This window comes from Segatella hominis, from assembly GCF_004535825.1.
Taxonomy (GTDB): domain Bacteria; phylum Bacteroidota; class Bacteroidia; order Bacteroidales; family Bacteroidaceae; genus Prevotella; species Prevotella hominis.
This window is the reverse complement of sequence record NZ_SGVY01000007.1, coordinates 12,815-33,528: the sequence shown is the minus strand read 5'-3', so window position 1 is coordinate 33,528 and position 20,714 is coordinate 12,815. Positions and strand designations below refer to the sequence as shown.

Genomic DNA, 20,714 nt, shown 5'->3' with positions numbered 1-20,714 from the left:
CATAATAATATAAAAAAGACAAAAGTTACCAGCTGACGATAACTTTTGCCTTTTCATTTCTCATTTCTAATTTGTAATTTCTCATTTAATTCTATATTTCGCAGCCTGCTCCTCAATATAGGCAGCATCACTGAAGTAGTCGATACGCATAGCCTTGCGCACCTCATCCATTGTCTGCGCAGCAAATTCACGCGCATCCTCACTACCCTTCTTCAGGATATTGAACACCTCAGGAATATCCTGCTCAAACTCATGACGGCGGGCACGGATAGGGTCGAGCATCTTGTTGAGCACACTGTTCAAGAACTTCTTGCAAGTACCATCACCGATACCACCCTTCACATACTGCTCCTTCAGTTCATCGAGAGATTTGAATTCAGGCCAGAACTCAGCGAAGTCCTCATCAGTAGAGAAAGCCTCCATGTAGGTGAACACGGCATTGCCCTCCAAATGTCCAGGCTCCTCCATGCTCATGCGAGGCTCACCATTCGACATCTTCTTCACCTTCTTCCAAACAGTCTTCTCATCATCGCTCAGATAGATGCAGTTGCCCAAACTCTTGCTCATCTTCTCCTTACCATCGGTACCAGGAAGGCGACGGCAAACCGCATTTTCAGGGAGCAGGATCTCAGGTTCCACCAATACAGGCGCATAGATCTGATTGAATCGGCGCACCAGTTCACGAGTCACCTCCAGCATAGGCTCCTGGTCCTCACCAGCAGGAACGGTAGTAGCCTTGAAGGCAGTAATATCGGCAGCCTGGCTCACAGGATAGCAGAAGAAGCCCAATGGGATATTCGCCTCGAAGTTACGCATCTTGATTTCCGTCTTCACGGTAGGATTTCTCTGCACGCGAGATACAGAGATGAGGTTCATCAAGTAGGTAGTCAACTCAGCCAATTCCGGAATCATACTCTGGATATAGAGAGTACATTTCTGTGGATCAAGACCAGCAGAAAGGTAGTCGAGAGCCACCTCAGTGATATTCTGTCTAATCTTCTCAGGGTTATCAGCGTTGTCAGTCAGTGCCTGAACATCAGCCATGAACACAAACATTTTGTCGAAGTCGCCAGCATTCTGCAGCTGCACACGTCGCTGAAGCGAACCGATATAATGACCCAAGTGGAGTTTACCAGTAGGACGGTCTCCCGTCAATATAATCTTTCCCATTTACTTACAATTTATGTTTTTGCCTGCAAAGGTACATTTATTTAGTCAAAAAACAAAATATAACCGCAATTAATTGTCCTAAAAGTGATTGAATTAGAGAAAATACATAGGATATAGACCAGAAAAAGCGTATGCCCCTCGTAATGAGAGCATACGCTTTTTACTTGATTATTCCACTCCTTTCTCAAAATAGGGAGCCAGCTCCTTCTTCACGTCGAAGCAAGGACAGGCTTTAGCGGAAAACTCGTTGTGACCGTGGATGGTGGCGTGAAAGGAAGAAAATTGAAAATGAAAATGACCGAAAATGACTTTGACCAAATGACTGGAATATTACATTGTAAGTCTGGCAAAGCATTTCAGAATAGTTGCGAATAACCGATTTCGCTCTAAAAAACTATTTTTTAGTGTTCAAAAAAGTGGGTTATAGTGAAAAAAATACGCAGTTTTGAGCTTATAAGTGAAAGAATAAGCTGAAAAATACGCTTTTAATAGAGATTTCTTTATACCTATTATAATAGCTTCGTCTCTAATTGTAAGCATCGCTGTATTTACGATTTGTCCATAAAAAAATTAAAAACTTAACTATCTATAGAAGAATCTACTTTCCAAACAGATATTGTATAAGTACTTGATGTTGAAGCTTATAACTACAATCATTTGCTTACCATAGATTATCCAATAAGATTTATCATCTTTAGGAATGTTCTATATTTTTGTTATTCGGGCAAAGATTAGCAAACTATCATATAATACCACATTTAATGCTTTCTTTAACGGAAAAAGTTATTTTTGAGGCTATTTTTGCGATTTAAACTCCTCGAAAATGGCGAAAAAATGAAGCAGAAATACACAAATCAAGTACCCAAAATGCTGTTTAGTAAAGAAACACAACAAAATGATAGGCAAGAAATGGATATTGAACATGGATTTTCTTAGAATTTGAGAGACAGGAGCATATAAGAATAAGATTTTTCTGGAGAGAAAAAGAGGGTTTCAATAATCATATAACGCACTGATAGTCAAGTACTTCTAACTATATCTTATACACTAAACACTTGCTATGAAGAAAACAAAATCCGGTCAAAATCGGTCATGGTCATTTTCGGTCAAAATGAAAATGAAATCGGTCAAAATGGTCTATAATATAATATAAATATTTATTTATATTATATTATAGGATGACCGAGCGCCCCGAAAATGATTTTGACCGAAAATGACCATGACCGGAAATGACCGCTTTTCTGAAATTTCTGAGCCGCTTCCTTCATTTTCTTCCAATTCTATCAAAATGCAGCAATTGATTTCCGAAATATCGTTATAAAACACTATCAGTCAGACACTTACAGACACCCCTAAAAAATCTGTAGCGGAAAAATTTGTTTTCAACTCCAAATTGTTGTACCTTTGCACCAGCAATCGAAAGAAAGCTTCTCTTGTACCGAAAGTCGGTCTTTACAGACGACACATTTGAATCTCGATTGATGTAAGGCGCCAGACATCAATAACGACCCAAATAAGGGCAAGAAACGGGGCTTCTGGGGAATTGAAATATCAACCATCAAAACACACAAAGTATGATTAACTACAGTATTACCATGCGCTCAGTGAACAGTAACCTCCTTGCTATCAATCAGGCTAAATCACGTATCAACCAGGCAAAACGAGAGGGTAAGAACCCCGACCAGACCGACCTCAACCTGGTGAAGACCGAGAAGAAGAATGCCTTCGCCGTATCTCAGTATTCTGATGTGATGACCATCGAGAAGTTTGCCAAGCACATCTCCAGCCACGGCAGCGTCTATTCTCGCGCAGACATCTCTGCCATTCTCTACATGACCGTGGATTGCATGAGAGAGCAACTCCTCGAAGGCAAGAAAATCCGTCTGGGCGATCTCGGCGATTTCTCCATCCTCCTCTCATCCAAGGGCGCTGAGGATGCCGACAAGTTCACCGCTCAGAACATCACCGATGTGAAGGTTCAGTGGGAGCCTGGCGCTGAGTTCAAGAACCTCATTGCCGATGCAGAATTCAACCTCGTAGCCAGCCGTAGCGCTCAGGCTGCAGTCATCAAGGCCATCAAGGAGGGCAAAGCCAACGTGGACATCAACACTCCAACTACTCCTGGCGACAGCTCAGATGGCGGTGGCTCTAACCCAAGCGGTGGCACTCCTGCAGGAGGTAACACCGAACAGAACGGCGGCACCAGCCAAGGCACTGGTTCCAACCCAAGCGGCGACAATAAGGGCGACGCAGGACAGGACGGCAGCGGCGAGGACAACGAACTGTAGAAGGAATATTAACCTCATGTGAAACACACAAAGAATTTAAGTTTAACCTTTAAAATTGAATCAAAATGAGTAAGATGAAAGCAGACACATGGAAGACCATTCTTCAAATCGCCATCAGCGTCTTAACGGCGCTTGCAACCACGCTCGGCATAACGAGTTGTGTGGGATAAAGTAAAAATATTGCGTTCAAGCAAATATCCATCATAAATATGTTTTTTAGCACTTTGCATTTTTTTGCTGTGTATTACAAAAGCAAGCCCTCAGCTGAGATAGCTGGGGGCTTTCATTGTTTTATGACATGAACGGAATAATCACTTTAGAACAGTGGTCATTTGGTCATGGTTATTTCTGGTCAATATCATTGAAGGCATTACGAATCAAATGGCTATAATGCCCCTTTATAAAACAAAAACCTCCAGCTTCACAGTTGGGGGTTTTAAACTACAATTTTCTTTAAAACTAATTTACGAAACTAATTCACTGAAGATTGTAAAAACTTCAGTTGCCTAAGTAACCTTCTTTCACAAGAAAGCTATTAACCACTTTCAAATATGCAAATATACTTATTTCTATTGAAACTATATCATTTTTTCTCTTTCTTTTTAACAACATTAACGCTAATCCTTAGAATGTAATACAAAAAGGGTGCGCCATGGACTCATGACACACCCTCTCTATCTTTTTATCGTATTCTTTTTAGAACTCTGCGTTCTTTGGTGTACGTGGGAATGGAATCACGTCACGGATGTTCTGCATACCGGTTACGAAGAGTATCAGACGCTCGAAACCGAGTCCGAAACCTGCGTGTGGGCATGAGCCGTACTTGCGGGTATCGAGATACCAACTCATATCCTTCATTGGTATGTTGCGTGCCTCAATCTCTCCCATCAACTTGTCATAGCTTTCCTCACGAACTGAACCGCCAATGATCTCACCAATCTGTGGGAACAGGACATCGGTGCCCTGAACGGTCTGACCGCTCTTGCCTCCGAAACCGCTCTCCTCCTCGTCTATCTTCATATAGAATGCCTTGATAGCCTTTGGATAGTTGGTCATGATGACTGGACGCTTGAAGTGCTCCTCTACCAGGAAGCGCTCGTGCTCGGATGCTAAGTCATCACCCCACTCGCATGGGAACTCAAACTTCTTGCCATTGGCAATTGCCTCCTGCAGGATGCGGATTCCCTCGGTATATGGGAGATGTACGAAGTCGGAATTCAAGACGCCTTCCAAACGGGCTATCAGACCCTTGTCGATCATCTTGTTCAGGAATGCCAAATCGTCCTTGCAATGTTCCAACGCCCAACGGATACAATACTTGATGAAATCTTCCTCCAACTCCATCAAACCGTCCATATCCAAGAAAGCTACCTCTGGCTCTACCATCCAGAACTCTGCCAAGTGGCGAGGGGTGTTACTGTTCTCTGCACGGAAGGTTGGACCGAATGTGTAGATAGCACCCAAGGCTGTGGCTCCCAACTCGCCTTCCAACTGACCTGACACGGTAAGGGAAGTCTGCTTGCCGAAGAAATCATCTGAATAGTCTATCTTGCCATCCTCTGTCTTCTTCAGATTGTAGAGGTTCTTGGTGGTTACCTGGAACATCTGACCGGCTCCCTCGCAGTCGCTGGCTGTGATAAGCGGTGTGTTGAAATAGAAATATCCATGCTCATGGAAATAGGTGTGGATAGCCATTGCCATGTTGTGACGGATACGCATCACTGCACCAAAGGTATTGGTACGGAGACGGAGATGAGCATACTGACGCATATACTCGAAACTCTGGCCCTTCTTCTGCATTGGATAATCACCGCCGCAGAGTCCGTAAATCTCTATGCTTTCGCACTGGATCTCTACGCTCTGACCGGCACCCTGACTCTCTACCAAAGTACCTACAACGCTGATGCAAGCACCTGTAGTGATCTGACGGAGCTGATTCTCATCGACCTTGGATGGGTCGACTACTATCTGAATATTATTAATAGTAGAACCATCGTTAAGAGCGATAAAATCGACTGCTTTGCTACTACGATGGGTACGCACCCATCCCTTTACATTCACGATTGAATCGTAGGCTGTGCTCTTGAGCAAATCTACGACTTTAGTTCTTTTTACTTTTTCCATTGTTTTTATTATTTCTTATTCAAAAGCACCCATGCGGAGCATGTCAACCTCTTTCTCTGTGAGGAAGCGCCAGTCACCGCGACGAAGGTTCTTCTTGGTCAAACCTGCAAACTGTACACGGTCGAGCTTGGTAACACGATAACCGAGGCTCTCGAAGATACGGCGAACGATACGGTTCTTGCCACTGTGGATTTCGATGCCCACCTGTGCCTTGTCGCGCTCGTCTGCATAATCTACTGCGTCTGCCTTGATCTCGCCGTCATCCAAAGTGATACCATCACGAATCTGCTGCAAGTCGTGAGCAGTGATGTTCTTGTCGAGATGTACATGATAAACCTTCTTCTTCAGGAACTTAGGATGTGTCAACTTACTTGCCAAATCACCATCGTTGGTGAGAAGGAGGACACCTGTGGTGTTGCGGTCGAGACGACCTACTGGATAGATACGCTCTGGGCATACGTCCTTGACAAGATCCATCACAGTCTTGCGCTGCTGTGGATCATCGCTGGTTGTCACGTAATCCTTTGGCTTGTTGAGCAATACATATACCTTCTTCTCCAATGATACTGGTGCGTCATGGAACTTCACCTCATCGGTGCGGAGAATCTTGGTACCCAACTCTGTTACAACCTCACCATTGACTGTAACAACTCCTGCCTGGATGAACTCATCAGCCTCACGGCGAGAGCATACACCTGCATTGGCAAGGAACTTGTTCAAACGCAATGGCTCTGTTGGATCGAAGTTCTCCTCCTTGTACTCAATACGCTTCTTCAAGCTATACTTTGCATTTGGATCATAGCCAGGAGTGTGCTGTCGATAGCCGCCGCCACGATTGTTGTTGTAGCCACCACGGTTGTTGTTGTAGCCGCCACGGTTGTTGTTGTAACCACCGCCACGGTTGTTGTTGTAGCCACCACCACGGTTGTTGTTGTAGCCACCACGGTTGTTGTTGTAACCACCGCCCTGCTGACGATTCTGATAACCGCCCTGCTGACGTGGCTGGTAACCGCCCTGCTGACGTGGCTGATAACCACCCTGCTGACGAGCCTGATAACCGCCCTGCTGACGTGGCTGGTAACCGCCTTCAGTATCGTTATTATTATTGTTGTAGCGTGGACGATAACCACCTGCCTGCTGACGTGGCTGATAACCACCGGCACGATTGTTATTATAGCCACCACCCTGTGGACGACCATAGCCGCCACGTGACTGATAGCCACCACGCTGCTGAGAATGTTCACCATTTGAGCTCTGCAAGCCAGCGCCGAAGCCTTCAGGGCGGAAACCACCCTCGCTATTACTGCTGCCTCTGTCGCTGCTATAAGCACGCTGCGAGTTAATACGTGGACGCTGTGGGCGTCCGTTACTGTGATAATTTCTCTGATAACCACCTGCTGGGTTATAACCTCCCTCACGGGTTCCCTCACTCTCAGTAGATTGACCTTGAGCTTTGTTTTCGATTTCTGAATCCATAGTCATTAATTCTTAATAATAGCCTCACGGCTGGGTTAGTAAATCTTATTTGTTAATATTATAATTAATTATTTCTTTAAGAGTTTACGCCACATCTATTCCTTAGATACCAGTATAGTTACTTGGGGTAATCGCCATCAATTCCGCCTTCACGCTATCACTAACGTTCAAGCCTTGGATAAATTCATGAATGGTTTCCTCTGTCATGTGCTTATTGGTACGTGTCAAAGCCTTCAGTGCTTCGTATGGATGTGGATATGCCTCACGACGCAAGATAGTCTGTATAGCCTCAGCTACTACTGCCCATGTATTGTTCAAATCTTCCTGCAACTTCTCTTCGTGCAAGATCAACTTGCGCAAGCCTTTCAAGGTGCTCTGAATGGCAATCACACCATGACCCATAGGTACACCGATATTGCGAAGAACGGTACTGTCGGTCAGGTCGCGCTGCAAACGGCTTACTGGCAACTTCTGCGCCAAAAACTGAAGGATGGCATTGGCAATACCCAAGTTACCCTCACTGTTCTCGAAGTCGATAGGGTTTACCTTATGAGGCATCGCACTGGAACCTACCTCGCCAGCCTTAATCTTCTGCTTGAAGTACTCCATAGAGATATACATCCAGAAGTCACGATCCAAATCGATGATGATGGTGTTGATACGACGAATGGCATCAAAGATGGCGCCCAGATAGTCGTAATTGCTAATCTGAGTAGTATATTGTTCACGCTCCAAGCCCAACTTTTCGCTGACAAACTTGTTGCCGAATGCCTTCCAGTCGAACTCTGGATAAGCTACGTGGTGGGCATTGTAGTTGCCAGTAGCACCACCAAACTTGGCAGTGATCTTGCAGGCTTTCAAAGAATTGAGCTGTTCTGTGAGACGATAGACATACACCATGATTTCCTTACCCAAACGAGTAGGAGAAGCTGGCTGTCCGTGTGTCTTTGCCAACATTGGAACATCCTTCCACTCATCAGCATAGGTCTGCAACTGAGCAATGAGTTCCTCTACCTGAGGATAGTACACCTGTTCCAGAGATTCCTTGACAGAGAGAGGAACACTGGTATTGTTGATATCTTGAGATGTAAGTCCGAAATGGATAAACTCCTTATAAGCATCCAAGCCACCGATCTTATCAAATTCTTCTTTGATAAAATACTCGACAGCCTTCACATCGTGATTGGTTATTTTCTCAATATCCTTCACACGCTGTGCTTCGTTCTCATCCAAATTACGGTAGATGTCACGTAAACGCTCGAAAAGAGCATGATCAAAGGATGCTAATTGCGGCAATGGCAATTCGCACAAAGTAATGAAATACTCTATTTCAACTCTTACACGATAACGAATCAGCGCAAACTCTGAATAATAATTAGCAAGCGCTTCTGTCTTTCCCCTATAACGGCCATCAATAGGTGATATGGCTGTCAACAAATCTAAATTCATAACTAATACGTATTAATATATCTAATTAGGCTGCAAAGGTAGAAAAATAATCTGAGAAGACAGAAGAAATAATGATAAATTAGCTTAAAAAACAAAAAAGGTTCCACAAATATTGTGAAACCTTCCTGGTGGGCGTTGACGGATTCGAACCGCCGACCCTCTGCTTGTAAGGCAGATGCTCTAAACCAGCTGAGCTAAACGCCCTAAAAATATTCCCTGCAACTCAAATGAACCACAGGGAACCACCCCTATAGTGGGCGCTGACGGATTCGAACCGCCGACCCTCTGCTTGTAAGGCAGATGCTCTAAACCAGCTGAGCTAAGCGCCCTTACGTTACGTAAAGTTATTTTTGAGTGGGCGTTGACGGATTCGAACCGCCGACCCTCTGCTTGTAAGGCAGATGCTCTAAACCAGCTGAGCTAAACGCCCTTATGTTTCGTAAGCGGGTGCAAAGGTACGAACTTTATTTCATTCCACCAAATTTTTTCGCAACTTTTTTCTCTTTTTCTTCAAAAAACTTCATTTCCTCCTAAAAATCCCCCTTTTTCCCCCTTTCTCATTTCTCATTTGTAATTTCTCATTTCTCATTAAAAAAAGGAGGATGTGCCACGCTTTTATGACACATCCTCCCTTAAGATATATATCTAATATAGATTAGTCTGCAATCTGAACAGTAGCACGACGGTTGAATGAGATTGGAGAAAGTTCATCTGAACCACCGTTAGCACGAGTAGTGATGTTGCTCTTCTCTACACCCATCTTAACGAGCTCTGCAGCAACAGCCTCTGCACGACCCTCAGAAAGCTTCTGGTTGATCTCTGGAGTACCAGTTGCGTTATCAGCATAACCATTAACGAGCAACTTAGAACCATTCTGCTTAGCGTACTTAGCAATAGCCTGTACGTTAACCAAATCCTGCTGAGAAGCAACGTTGGTCTTGTTGATGTTGAAGAATACAGATACTGGAGTGTTAACAAACTCCTTAACTGCTTCTGGAGTCTCTACTGGCTTCTGCTCAGCAAGCTTCTGCTTCAAACGATCGTTCTCTGCATTAGCATCGTTCAACTTAGCATTGAGTGCATCGAGCTCTGACTGATGGAGAGCATTGATAGCATCTACGTCTGGAGTCTTCTTCCAGTTAGACTTGCCAAGGTTGAACTGCAAACCTACCTCTGCATAGAGGTTATTATCATGAGTATCCCAACCGCGGTGTCCGTCCTCGATACCACCATCGATATCACTCTCGATACGGTTCCAACCAGCCTCAAGATAAACATTGAGGTGCTTAGCTACCTTCCAAGTTGACTGGACACCTGCACTGAGGTCCATTGAATACAAGTTGTTAGTCATTGTACGGCCAATACCACCACCGACGAATGGAATTACATTCCAAACACGGTTCTCATTGTAACCCCAGATCAAGTTGCTGACGTTGAACATGACGTGCTCATTCAAAAGCCAATACTTATTGAACTTGCCCTGTGCACCTGTTGTAGGATCATAAACTTCCTTACCCCAGATACCCTGCAACTTGGTACGCAAACCGATACCAGGAGTAAACCACTTACCGATAGCTACAGAAGCACCAGGATTAGAACGGAACTTCTTGAAAGGGCTTGTTGCGAAATTCTGACCGTGTTCCTCGCTTGAATACCAAGCATTCCACTCAGCACCAGCCTGAATAAACCAATTACTCCAGAAAGAGTTTGTAGCAACACTATACTTCTCTGTAGGAGTTGCATCCTGAGCAAATCCACTTAATGAAAGACCGGCAAATGCCAGTACAGCTAATAACTTTTTCATAACTTTAATATTTAACAATCAATATATAATTCATTAAAACAAATCACCTTTTATATTTTGGAGGCAAAATTACTACTTATTTTTTAATTTTTTCCTATTTTCATAAAAAAAATGCACTTTTTTCTAAAAAAAGTTGTCTTTTTTCCATTTTAAACCCCATTTTAGCCTAAAAGATGCTCAATTTCCTGCTGTTTGAGAATACAAAGCACATTTTTGCCATCCGGAGTATAGTTGACATTGCTACATGCAAACAGGTCATTGACAAGGGATTCCATCTCTTCATTGCTCAATACCTGTCCCTGCGGAATGGCTGCATTTCGTGCCAATGTCAGAGCCAACGACTGATGTACTTCATCCAGAGCCTTCACTCCCTTTTCCTTGGCAGAGAAAACCATATCCTGTACCAGATGTAGCGGGTTTACGCCATCCAGTCCGGTAGGAATTGCATTGACGGCATAACTTCCTCCACCCAGATCATCCAATTCAAATCCCATCTTGCTCATCTCTGGCAAAAGTTTTTCCAAGATTACTTCGTCGGAAACCGGGAATTGAAGTACCTCCGGGAAAAGGACTTTTTGGGAATGACTCGTCTGTTGCTGAATCTGCTCAAGATATCGTTCATAAAGCACTCTCACATGTGCCCGATGCTGGTCTATGATCATCAGTCCTGACTTCACCGCTGTCATCACATACTTACCTTTATATTGATAATGTGCTGGTGACTTTTCGGCTAAAATACTTTGGGATGTATTGATTTCCGCTTCATTTTCCGACTCAAAGATATCGGCTTCTCTTTCCACCGAATCCTGATCATTCAATCCTTCATACAACTGTTCCCACTGTTCATCCACCGGCTTTGCTGCAGCAGGTTTCCCGGATGACGGGGAGGACTTGAATGGATTGTAATGCGGATTTAAGCTAATCTTCGGGGCAGAAGCAGAAGGTATCATATCCGGATTATACACCGGAATATCCGGTTTGTCTTCTGTATCAAAATCGATGGAAGGCACATCATTGAACATTCCAATGGATTCCTTGACGGCTGCCATCAGAATCTGCCAGATAGCCTGTTCGTTTTCAAACTTGATTTCTGTCTTGGTAGGATGGATGTTGACATCGATGTCGTTGGGATTGACATCAAAGTACAGAAAATAAGGCACTTGTTCGCCCTGTGGAACCAATCTGTCGTAAGCAGTCATCACCGCCTTATTGAAATAAGGATGCTTCATATATCGTCCGTTTACGAAGAAGAACTGATGGGCACCTTTCTTGCGTGCAGCTTCTGGCTTTCCCACAAAACCAGAAATCTTACACATGGTGGTTTCTACGTTGACCGGCAAGAGGTCCTGATTGATACGCTTTCCAAATACATCGATGATACGCTGTCTGAAATTACCTGCCTTCAGATTAAACAGTTCTGTTTTGTTGCTGTGAAGCGTAAAGGCAATCTGCGGATTGACCAGTACGATGCGTTCAAATGCAGTCAGGATATTATTTAATTCCGTGGAATTGGACTTCAGAAATTTGCGGCGTGCTGGGACATTATAGAAAAGGTTGTTCACTGAGAATATGCTTCCCACGGAACAAGAACAAGCTTCCTGTCCCTCAAAACGTGAGCCAGAGATGGACAACTGGGTTCCGACCTCATCGCTTTCCTGGCGAGATTTCAGAACCACCTGAGCTACTGCTGCAATAGAAGCCAAGGCCTCACCACGGAATCCATTGGTATGCAGATTAAACAGGTCTTCTGCCTGGCGAATCTTGGAAGTGGCATGGCGCTCAAAAGCCAATCGGGCATCCGTTTCCGACATGCCCTTTCCATCATCGATCACCTGAATACTGGTTCGTCCGGCATCAACAACGGCTACATCTATTTTTTTAGCACCCGCATCAACTGCGTTTTCCACCAGCTCCTTAATCACTGAAGCAGGACGCTGGATGACTTCTCCCGCCGCAATTTGATTGGCGACAGAATCAGGCAATAATTGAATGATATCGCTCATCTTTTATAATATTACTTTTTCAGAATCATCGAGACGGCTCAATCTCCTGGAGCCGTCCCGCCTTTGTTTTCGGAAAGCATCTGTAAAGGCGCAGCATGGCGCTTGATCACCTTCAACTGCTGGTCTTTCCTCTTTCCTCTCCATACAAAAATATCATTTTTATCCTTTGGACGGATATCGTCAAACCAAGCGAAATTAGGGAGTTTCAACTTGGCTGGCGGCACCTGGGTTATCGGATAGAAGGTACCTACGGACTTATTGGCCCATATCTTCTGCAACTGTCTTTCTGGAGACAAGTACATTCTCATCGTATCGGTCTCCATATAGTTCATGCCGACCAGTGAACTATCCTTATCATTGGTAAGGAAATAGATGGTCTGCACATTTCCTATAGACTCGCCCATCCGCGCCTGTCCTTTTTCGAAGTAGGCCTTCATCTCCTTGGAAGTTACCTGATTGAAATGCACACTGTCTGGCATTTCATCTACAGAGAGGGCTTGTCCGATGACATGAGCCATGCGCACCGTGGAGTCATTCATGTAAACCTTGATGACCTCGCCAAGAAGTTGACGATTCAGATTCCATACAATCGGGTCTTTATACATCGTCATACATGAGTCCTGGGAATTAAATACCATGGAATCGCAAACTGCCTGGACATCCTGTCGGTAAGCTCGCACTTTGCTGTAAGCATGCACCTTGCGATAAACAGAATCGGTATTGATATGGAAGGTATAAATCTTCATGGTATCTGAATGCACCCACAAAGTATCCTTCTGTGAATAATCAATGGCTACCGGATTGCGGGTGGCAAAACCATATCCTGTCTTTTCATTATAACGCAAATAGTTGCAGTGAAGGGTATTGCGGTTTCTCTTATCATTGTAAATCACATTACCGAAGCCCTGACTGTTTCCGTCTTTCACATAGTAAAGACTATCACCCGTAATGGTCTTGTCCTTATCCACTAAAGTGGAGCGGCCATACAACCGGGCACGATCTGTCTTGGTATTATAATATCCATCAGCAGTTTTGACCACGCTGGAGCCGGAGACAATTCGGGAAGGACCTACCATGTGGGCAGTTGATTTCCTCACATCATAATATAAGGTATCTGTAGTCACGAGATCCTTGCCACTACGGAGTTTCACATTGAAGACAAACTTAGCTTCACGTGTTTTGGTATGATATTCACCCCAATCTGAAACAAGACGGTCCTTGCCATCAATCAGCGTTCCACCTTCGAAGAAGTTGGCCATTTCATACAAACGGTCATAATCCAAACTGTCGGTACGGAGGACTTGTCTGCGATGGTGCAAAACCACATTTTTGCGGGCTCTCATCATCTGCATCAAACCGTCATATTCTGCCCTGTCACAAACCAAGGACAAAGTATCACCCTGACGGAAATGCACATGTCCGAATGCCTTCACCGAATTGGTGTTTTGATAAAAATAGGCACTGTCGCAAGTAAGATGCGCTCCCTGATGAAGAAACGAAACCTTGCCTTTGACAATCTGCGCATCAGGATTATTACCAAACATATCATACTTCAGCTCATCCGCATGAAGAAGGTAAACACGGTCGCCATGTGGACGATGAGCTCTTTTCTTAGGACTCTGCATGGCTTGCACCAAACAAAACCCAAATAGGCATAGAATCAGCAGAAGCTTGATTCTATGCCTGTTATTATTATTGAGAAAGTTCTTACTTATCATTTAACCCAGCCTTGATATTCAAATTTACAATTTTTGTAGCGATCGTTCATACGCACATAAGTACGCTTGATTTTATCAACCACCCAATCATGCAAAGTTTTCTCACGTTCTTTAGCCAAGACAACATCCTTCATCACCTGGAAATCCTCTGTAATGGTAGCACGATGTCCTTCCACTTTATTGAGAAGTTTAACGATAGCACAAGTTGTCTTTCCTCTGGAATTGATCATGGTGAAAGGTGCAGAGATTTCTCCTACCTTCATCGTGTCAATAGCACGAGCCACCTCTGTAGGAAGGTCCTTCAACTGGAATCGGGATGTACGAGTTCCGCCCTGGGTAGTATTGGCCATCAAACCCTTGTTGGAACGGGTATCCTTATCATCAGAAATGACCGTTGCTGCATCCTCGAATGTGAACTTCTTGTTTCTGATGTCAGTAGCTATCGAATCCAATCTTGACAAAGACTTATCAATGGCCTCCTGAGATACATTTGGCTTCAGAAGAATGTGGCGAACCTTGATTTTATCACCTCGCTTATCTATCAACTGGATGATATGATAACCGAACTCAGACTCTACGATTTTGGAAATCTTCTTAGGGTCAGTCAAGTTGAACGCTACATTGGCGAATGCAGGATCCAACATACCACGACCTACATAATCCATTTCACCACCCATACGTGCAGAACCCGGGTCTTCTGAATAAAGACGCGCCAAGGTGGCGAAAGAAGTTTCACCCTTATTGACACGATCGGTAAAATCACGCAGCTCGTTCTTGACACGAGTGATTTCCTCCATGGAAATCTTAGGCTGGTTGGTCAATATTTCCACCTCCACTTCTGTTGGCACAAAAGGTATGCTGTCGGCAGGAAGATTCTTGAAATACTGTCTCACCTGTGCTGGAGAAACCTTGATATCCTTGACCAATTCTTCCTTCATCTTCTGTATCAGCTGACGATTCTTGAAATCATCATGCATGGATTGGCGCATCTGTGAGATGCTCTGCTTTCTATATTCCTCCAACTTCTCACGAGAACCCGCAAGCGAAACCCAGTAATTGATTTGCTCATCAATGCCATTCATAACCTCCGACTCCGATACCTCAATACTATCGATAGCCGCCTGGTGCAAGAACAACTTCTGCAGGGCTATCTGCTCTGGGATAGAACAATCCGGATCGCCTGCATACTTGATTCCTTCAGCCTCACTCTGCAAACGGGTAGCCTCAACCTCAGACTTCAATATAGGTTCGTCACCTACTACCCATATCACCTCATCTACAATACTGGCTTCATTAATCACCTGACTGTCACCAGGAGTTGAATCCACTTGAGAAGAGTCTGCATCCTGCGCAGCAAAGCCACGCAATGCTTTGTTGGCATTAGCAGAAATACCAACCAAGAACAACAAAGCAACAAATGCCAGACCTATTTTATTTTCAAGATTCATGAATTTTCCTTTTTAATGTTTATTGACTGTATCCAGGACTTTCTCGTCCACAAATACAGGATATTTTTTTCTTAATGTTGCCACCCAATCTTTCTCCAACTGGTCCTGATAGTCGGCAACAACCAAAGCCTTCACGTCAGTATAATCCTCTGGACCCTTTTTCAGAACTTTTCCGAAAGTAGCATCGAAAGGATAATCCTTGACTGCCTGCACCGTAGTATCCTTATGGAAAACCATCTTATCTACCAATGCATGATCACCTTGCTTAAATATACCCTTTTCAACACGGATACGGATCACCGAATCCTTATTGAAAGTATTACGCAGGATTTCAGCCCATTCTACAAAAGGCTTGCCCTTTACACTCTTTTTAACCGCCTTGATATCGGCTTCATTCTTCACATGATAGGCGATCCCCTTAAAGCGAGGCTGTTCCCACTTATATTTCTTCTTATTCTTGGCAAAATAGGAAGCCAATCCTTGTTCATCTTTTGCCGCTTTATCCCATACAAGACGATTGCTGATCTCATACAACAAGAGACCGTCGTGATATTCCTGTATCAGATATTTCAAGTCAGAATCCTTAGCAGACAACTCTTCAGCCTTCTTCTCCAATAAAGTTTCCTTGGCAGAAGAAGATTGCTCGTTTTTAACTAAAGAATCTAATTTCTCATCAATAATTTTTTCTCTAATACCCCTTGCATCAATAAAACGATAAATATCATTCTTCAAGGAGTCATAAGGAAAGAAATTCTGTTTACCATTCAATTTAATGATATGGTAGCCAAACTCAGACAATACAGGAGCGTGCAACTTGCCCACCTTCATGGAATAAGCAGCATCCTCGAAAGCCTTGACTGTCTGTCCTCTGGTAATCCAAGGCAACTCGCCACCTTTCTGGGCAGTTCCCTTGTCATCAGAATATTTCTTAGCCATCTCTGCAAAATCTGCACCGCGACTCAAGACCTTATAAATAGAATCAGCCTTTGCCTTAGCTGCATTCTGTTCTGCAGGAGTAGCTTTCTGGTTAAGTAAAATCAAGATGTGAGCAGGCTTAACCATACCACCTGCTCCATCTATACGCTCTTGAGTTTCTTTATAAATCTTACGCGCCTCTTTCTCCACATCATCTGATGTAATAAAAGAAGGTCTCACCTGTTGATCTCTATAAGTTTCAAATTCCTTCTTAAAAGAAGACAAGGTATCAACCTTTGCATCCAATGCCGCCAAAACCTTCAACTTGTAGTTGACAAACAAATCCACATACTCCTTTACGGTTTTCTTGTCAATGACGCCATTAGAATTGTTCTTATTATAAGAGTACTCAAATTCAGAACGAGTAACAGGCTTGCCGTTAATCGTCATAACTGTAGGATCATTTTGAGCAAAAGCTATGCTCCCCGAGAGAAGCATAGCAGAAATCAGCGCATAAAATTTCATATCAAATTAATTATTCTGGACGACTATAGTTTGGAGCCTCACTTGTGATTGTGATATCATGTGGATGGCTCTCCAATACACCAGCATTAGTAATACGGGTAAACTTCGCATTGTGAAGATTTCCGATAGTGGCAGCACCACAATAGCCCATACCTGAACGCAAGCCACCAATCAACTGGTAGATAACTTCCTGAACGGTTCCTTTGTAAGGAACACGACCTGCGATTCCTTCTGGTACAAGTTTCTTCGCATCCTTTGTATCACCCTGGAAATAACGGTCCTTAGAACCATTCTTCTGCTCCATTGCTTCCAAAGAACCCATACCGCGATAGCTCTTGAACTTACGGCCATTGAAGATAATAGTATCACCAGGACTTTCCTCTGTACCTGCAACAAGTGAACCAATCATTACGCAGCTACCACCGGCAGCCAATGCCTTAACGACATCACCAGAATAGCGGAGACCACCATCAGCAATCAATGGAACACCAGTGCCCTGCAATGCTGAATATACATCATAGATAGCGCTCAACTGAGGAACACCTACACCGGCAACCACACGAGTAGTACAGATAGAACCTGGGCCAATACCTACTTTCACGCCATCAGCACCATTTTCAACCAGATACTTAGCAGCAGCACCTGTTGCAACATTACCAACGACAACATCTACGTTAGGGAAAGCAGCCTTAACCTGATGCAACTTCTCAACTACACCCTTAGAATGACCATGGGCAGTATCAATAACGATAGCATCAGCACCTGCTTCAACCAAAGCCTTGGCACGATCTAAAGTATCTACAGTGACACCAACACCTGCAGCCACACGGAGACGACCCTTCTCATCCTTGCAAGCCATCGGTTTATCCTTAGCCTTGGTGATATCCTTATAGGTAATCAAACCAACAAGATGATTAGCGTTGTCAACTACTGGCAACTTCTCAATTTTATTTTCCTGAAGAATCTGGGCAGCTGCAATCAAGTCTGTCTGAAGATGTGTAGTTACAAGATTTTCACTTGTCATGACCTCATCAATCTTCTTGTCCAAATGACGCTCGAAACGAAGGTCACGGTTTGTAACAATACCAACCAAGTGATTCTCGTCATCAACTACAGGAATACCACCGATATGATAATCATGCATCATATCAAGAGCGTCCTTCACTGTACTGCCACGACGGATAGTGACAGGGTCATAAATCATACCATTCTCAGCACGCTTAACGATAGCGACCTGACGAGCCTGTTCCTCGATAGTCATGTTCTTGTGAATCACACCGATACCACCTTCACGGGCGATAGCAATCGCCATTGAAGCCTCAGTAACAGTGTCCATCGCAGCTGTGACGAATGGGACATTCAACTCGATGTTACGAGAAAATTTGGTTTTCAACTCTACCTCTTTAGGCAGTACCTCTGAATAAGCAGGAATAAGAAGGACGTCGTCGTAAGTGAGACCGTCCATTACAATTTTATCTGCAACAAATGATGACATATTGTAACCTTTTAAAAATTTATTGCGTGCAAATTTAGCAATAATATTTCAGATAAGACGCACTTTTTACGATTTTCTTACCTTATTAAAGCTATTTAACGTGATTAGTTGGCTTGTTCCGACAAGAACTTGATTCTGACGAGTCTAATTTCATCCTCAGAATAATCTTCTCCAAGCTCTTCTACAGCAGTATTCAAGTCATCTGTCTCGCTTTCCATAAAGTAGTCATAAATATCATCTACGTGATCATCATCTACGACTTCTTCTATGAAATAATCGATATTCAACTTGGTTCCGCTATAGACAATGGCATCTATCTCGTCAAGAAGTTCCTCGAACTCCAAGCCTTTTGCCTCTGCCAAGTCATCCAAATCAATCTGGCGATCGATGCTCTGGATGATAGATACTTTCAGCATAGACTTCTTGGCAACAGTACGCACACGGAGTTCTTCTGGCCGCTCTATCTCATTATCCGCACAATATTTTTTGATCAACTCACAGAATTCCTTACCAAAGCGTTTTGCCTTACCTGCACCGACGCCTTGTACATTCTGAAGTTCCTGCATATTAATAGGATACATAGTTGCCATTTGCTCCAAAGAAACATCCTGGAAGATGACATAAGGAGGCAGTTTGTGCTTCTTGGCAAAGTTCTTGCGCAAATCCTTCAACATAGAATATAATTGCGGATCCAAAGCTCCACAACTACCTTCACTACTGGTTTCTGCTTCGTAATCATCCTTAAACTCTCTGTCTTCCACTATCATGAATGACTCAGGATTCTTGATAAATCTCTTACCTGCAGCAGTCAGTTTAAGAAGTCCATAATTCTCAACGTCTTTCTTGAGATAGCCACAAAGCAAGGCCTGACGAATAACTGGATTCCACAATTTATTATCCATATCTTCACCTGCGCCGAATTCTTCCAGATCATTGTGCTTATGAGACACAATGTCATCCGTACCTCTACCTTTCACAAAGTCGATAATATACTCCTGACGGAAATTCTCCTTGACCGCAGCTACGGCCTGAAGCACCACCAAGAGAGCATCCTTCGCCTCGATCTTCGTTGTAGGATGCAGACAGTTGTCACAGTTATGGCAATTTTCCTCAGAATATTCCTCACCGAAATAATGAAGAAGCATCTTGCGACGGCAAACTGAAGACTCTGCATAAGCAGCAGTTTCCTGCAGTAATTGTCTGCCTATGTCTTGCTCAGCCACAGGTTTGTTTTCCATAAACTTCTCCAGTTTTCTCAAGTCTTTTCGGGCATAAAAGGCAATACATATACCTTCACCACCATCTCGTCCAGCACGCCCCGTCTCCTGATAATATCCTTCCAGACTCTTTGGAATATCGTAATGGATTACAAAACGCACATCCGGCTTGTCAATACCCATACCAAAGGCAATGGTGGCCACTATTACATCGATTTTCTCCATCAGGAAATCATCCTGAGTCTGAGAACGAGTAGCAGAATCAAGACCAGCATGATATGGAGCAGCCTTTATCTCGTTGGCTTTTAATATCTCAGCCAATTCCTCCACTTTCTTGCGAGACAAGCAATAAATGATACCGCTCTTGCCAGGATGCTGACGGATGAACATAATAATCTGTCTATCAATATCCTTTAGCTTGGGGCGTACCTCATAATATAAGTTGGCGCGATTAAAGGAACTTTTAAATTCCTTGGCATCCGCAATACCCAGACTTTTCTTGATATCAGTTCGCACTTTATCTGTAGCAGTGGCAGTAAGGGCAATGACAGGCGCATTACCAATCTCATTGATAATCGGACGGATTCGCCTATATTCTGGACGGAAATCATGTCCCCATTCAGAAATACAATGAGCTTCATCAACTGCATAGAAGGAAATCTTGACGGTCTTCAAGAAATCCACATTATCCTCTTTTGTCAAAGACTCAGGAGCCACATAGAGGAGTTTGGTCTTTCCAGACAGGATATCTTCCTTCACCTTTTCTATTGCCGATTTGTTGAGGGAAGAGTTCAAATAATGTGCCACACCATCATCTTCACTGAGACCATTGATGACATCTACCTGATTTTTCATCAATGCTATCAATGGAGAAATGACAATGGCCGTTCCCTCCATGATGAGAGAAGGCAACTGATAACACAAACTCTTTCCACCTCCAGTAGGCATAAGCACAAATGTATCATGGCCACTCATCAGATTTCTGATGATAGCTTCCTGCTCGCCTTTAAACTTATCAAAACCGAAATAGCGCTTAAGCTGACCTGTAAGATTAACCTGTTCTGCCATATTCAACTTATCAA

At 43.6% G+C, this 20,714-nt stretch carries 12 protein-coding genes, 3 tRNA genes and 1 pseudogene; 2 read left to right on the top strand and 14 right to left on the bottom strand.

The annotated features are described in order from the left end of the window. Positions 1-81: 81 nt before the first annotated feature. Complete coding sequence (trpS, locus tag EXN75_RS04000) at positions 82-1,170, bottom strand: tryptophan--tRNA ligase (RefSeq protein ID WP_118118573.1); 1,089 nt, start codon at positions 1,168-1,170, stop codon at positions 82-84. A 1,574-nt stretch (positions 1,171-2,744) separates the two neighbouring features. Here trpS and EXN75_RS18115 point away from each other — a divergent pair. Then, positions 2,745-3,335: pseudogene (locus EXN75_RS18115) on the top strand (HU family DNA-binding protein); the annotation flags it as partial. 188 nt (positions 3,336-3,523) lie between these two features. After that, a complete protein-coding gene (locus tag EXN75_RS17590) occupies positions 3,524-3,628 on the top strand; it encodes a smalltalk protein (RefSeq protein WP_342776596.1) in 105 nt (34 codons plus the stop codon). A 526-nt stretch (positions 3,629-4,154) separates the two neighbouring features. On the opposite strand, the gene asnS is transcribed toward EXN75_RS17590, so the two are convergent. From asnS to recQ, 13 genes are all read right to left on the bottom strand, one after another. Next, a complete protein-coding gene (gene asnS / locus EXN75_RS03990) occupies positions 4,155-5,582 on the bottom strand; it encodes an asparagine--tRNA ligase (protein ID WP_134842859.1) in 1,428 nt (475 codons plus the stop codon). Positions 5,583-5,597: 15 nt separating this feature from the next. Then, positions 5,598-7,058, bottom strand: a complete 1,461-nt coding sequence (locus EXN75_RS03985; protein ID WP_134842858.1) for a pseudouridine synthase — start codon at positions 7,056-7,058, stop codon at positions 5,598-5,600. Positions 7,059-7,160: 102 nt separating this feature from the next. Continuing rightward, complete coding sequence (purB, locus tag EXN75_RS03980; protein WP_118119009.1) at positions 7,161-8,507, bottom strand: adenylosuccinate lyase; 1,347 nt, start codon at positions 8,505-8,507, stop codon at positions 7,161-7,163. A gap of 126 nt (positions 8,508-8,633) precedes the next feature. Beyond that, a tRNA-Val gene (locus tag EXN75_RS03975) sits at positions 8,634-8,711 on the bottom strand. 50 nt (positions 8,712-8,761) lie between these two features. Further along, positions 8,762-8,836: transfer RNA gene (locus tag EXN75_RS03970), tRNA-Val, on the bottom strand. Positions 8,837-8,862: 26 nt separating this feature from the next. Further along, a tRNA-Val gene (locus EXN75_RS03965) sits at positions 8,863-8,937 on the bottom strand. 225 nt (positions 8,938-9,162) lie between these two features. After that, positions 9,163-10,311 (bottom strand): OmpA family protein, encoded by a 1,149-nt coding sequence (locus tag EXN75_RS03960; protein ID WP_134842857.1) that lies wholly within the window; start codon positions 10,309-10,311, stop codon positions 9,163-9,165. Positions 10,312-10,472: 161 nt separating this feature from the next. Next, positions 10,473-12,314, bottom strand: a complete 1,842-nt coding sequence (gene mutL, locus EXN75_RS03955; RefSeq protein ID WP_134842856.1) for a DNA mismatch repair endonuclease MutL — start codon at positions 12,312-12,314, stop codon at positions 10,473-10,475. Positions 12,315-12,352: 38 nt separating this feature from the next. Beyond that, positions 12,353-14,032 carry an OstA-like protein gene (locus EXN75_RS03950; RefSeq protein ID WP_134842855.1) on the bottom strand — a complete coding sequence of 560 codons (1,680 nt, stop codon included), beginning with the start codon at positions 14,030-14,032 and terminating at the stop codon, positions 12,353-12,355. Beyond that, entirely contained in the window at positions 14,029-15,480 is a 1,452-nt protein-coding gene (locus EXN75_RS03945; protein ID WP_134842854.1) for a peptidylprolyl isomerase, read from the bottom strand. Before EXN75_RS03945 ends, EXN75_RS03950 begins: the two co-directional genes overlap by 4 nt. A 12-nt stretch (positions 15,481-15,492) precedes the next feature. Continuing rightward, positions 15,493-16,920: a peptidylprolyl isomerase gene (locus EXN75_RS03940; protein ID WP_118119019.1), complete on the bottom strand. Its 1,428-nt coding sequence runs from the start codon at positions 16,918-16,920 to the stop codon at positions 15,493-15,495. A 10-nt stretch (positions 16,921-16,930) separates the two neighbouring features. Continuing rightward, positions 16,931-18,415 carry an IMP dehydrogenase gene (guaB, locus tag EXN75_RS03935; RefSeq protein WP_134842853.1) on the bottom strand — a complete coding sequence of 495 codons (1,485 nt, stop codon included), beginning with the start codon at positions 18,413-18,415 and terminating at the stop codon, positions 16,931-16,933. A 104-nt stretch (positions 18,416-18,519) separates the two neighbouring features. Continuing rightward, positions 18,520-20,700, bottom strand: a complete 2,181-nt coding sequence (gene recQ, locus EXN75_RS03930; protein ID WP_134842852.1) for a DNA helicase RecQ — start codon at positions 20,698-20,700, stop codon at positions 18,520-18,522. Positions 20,701-20,714 lie beyond the last annotated feature (14 nt).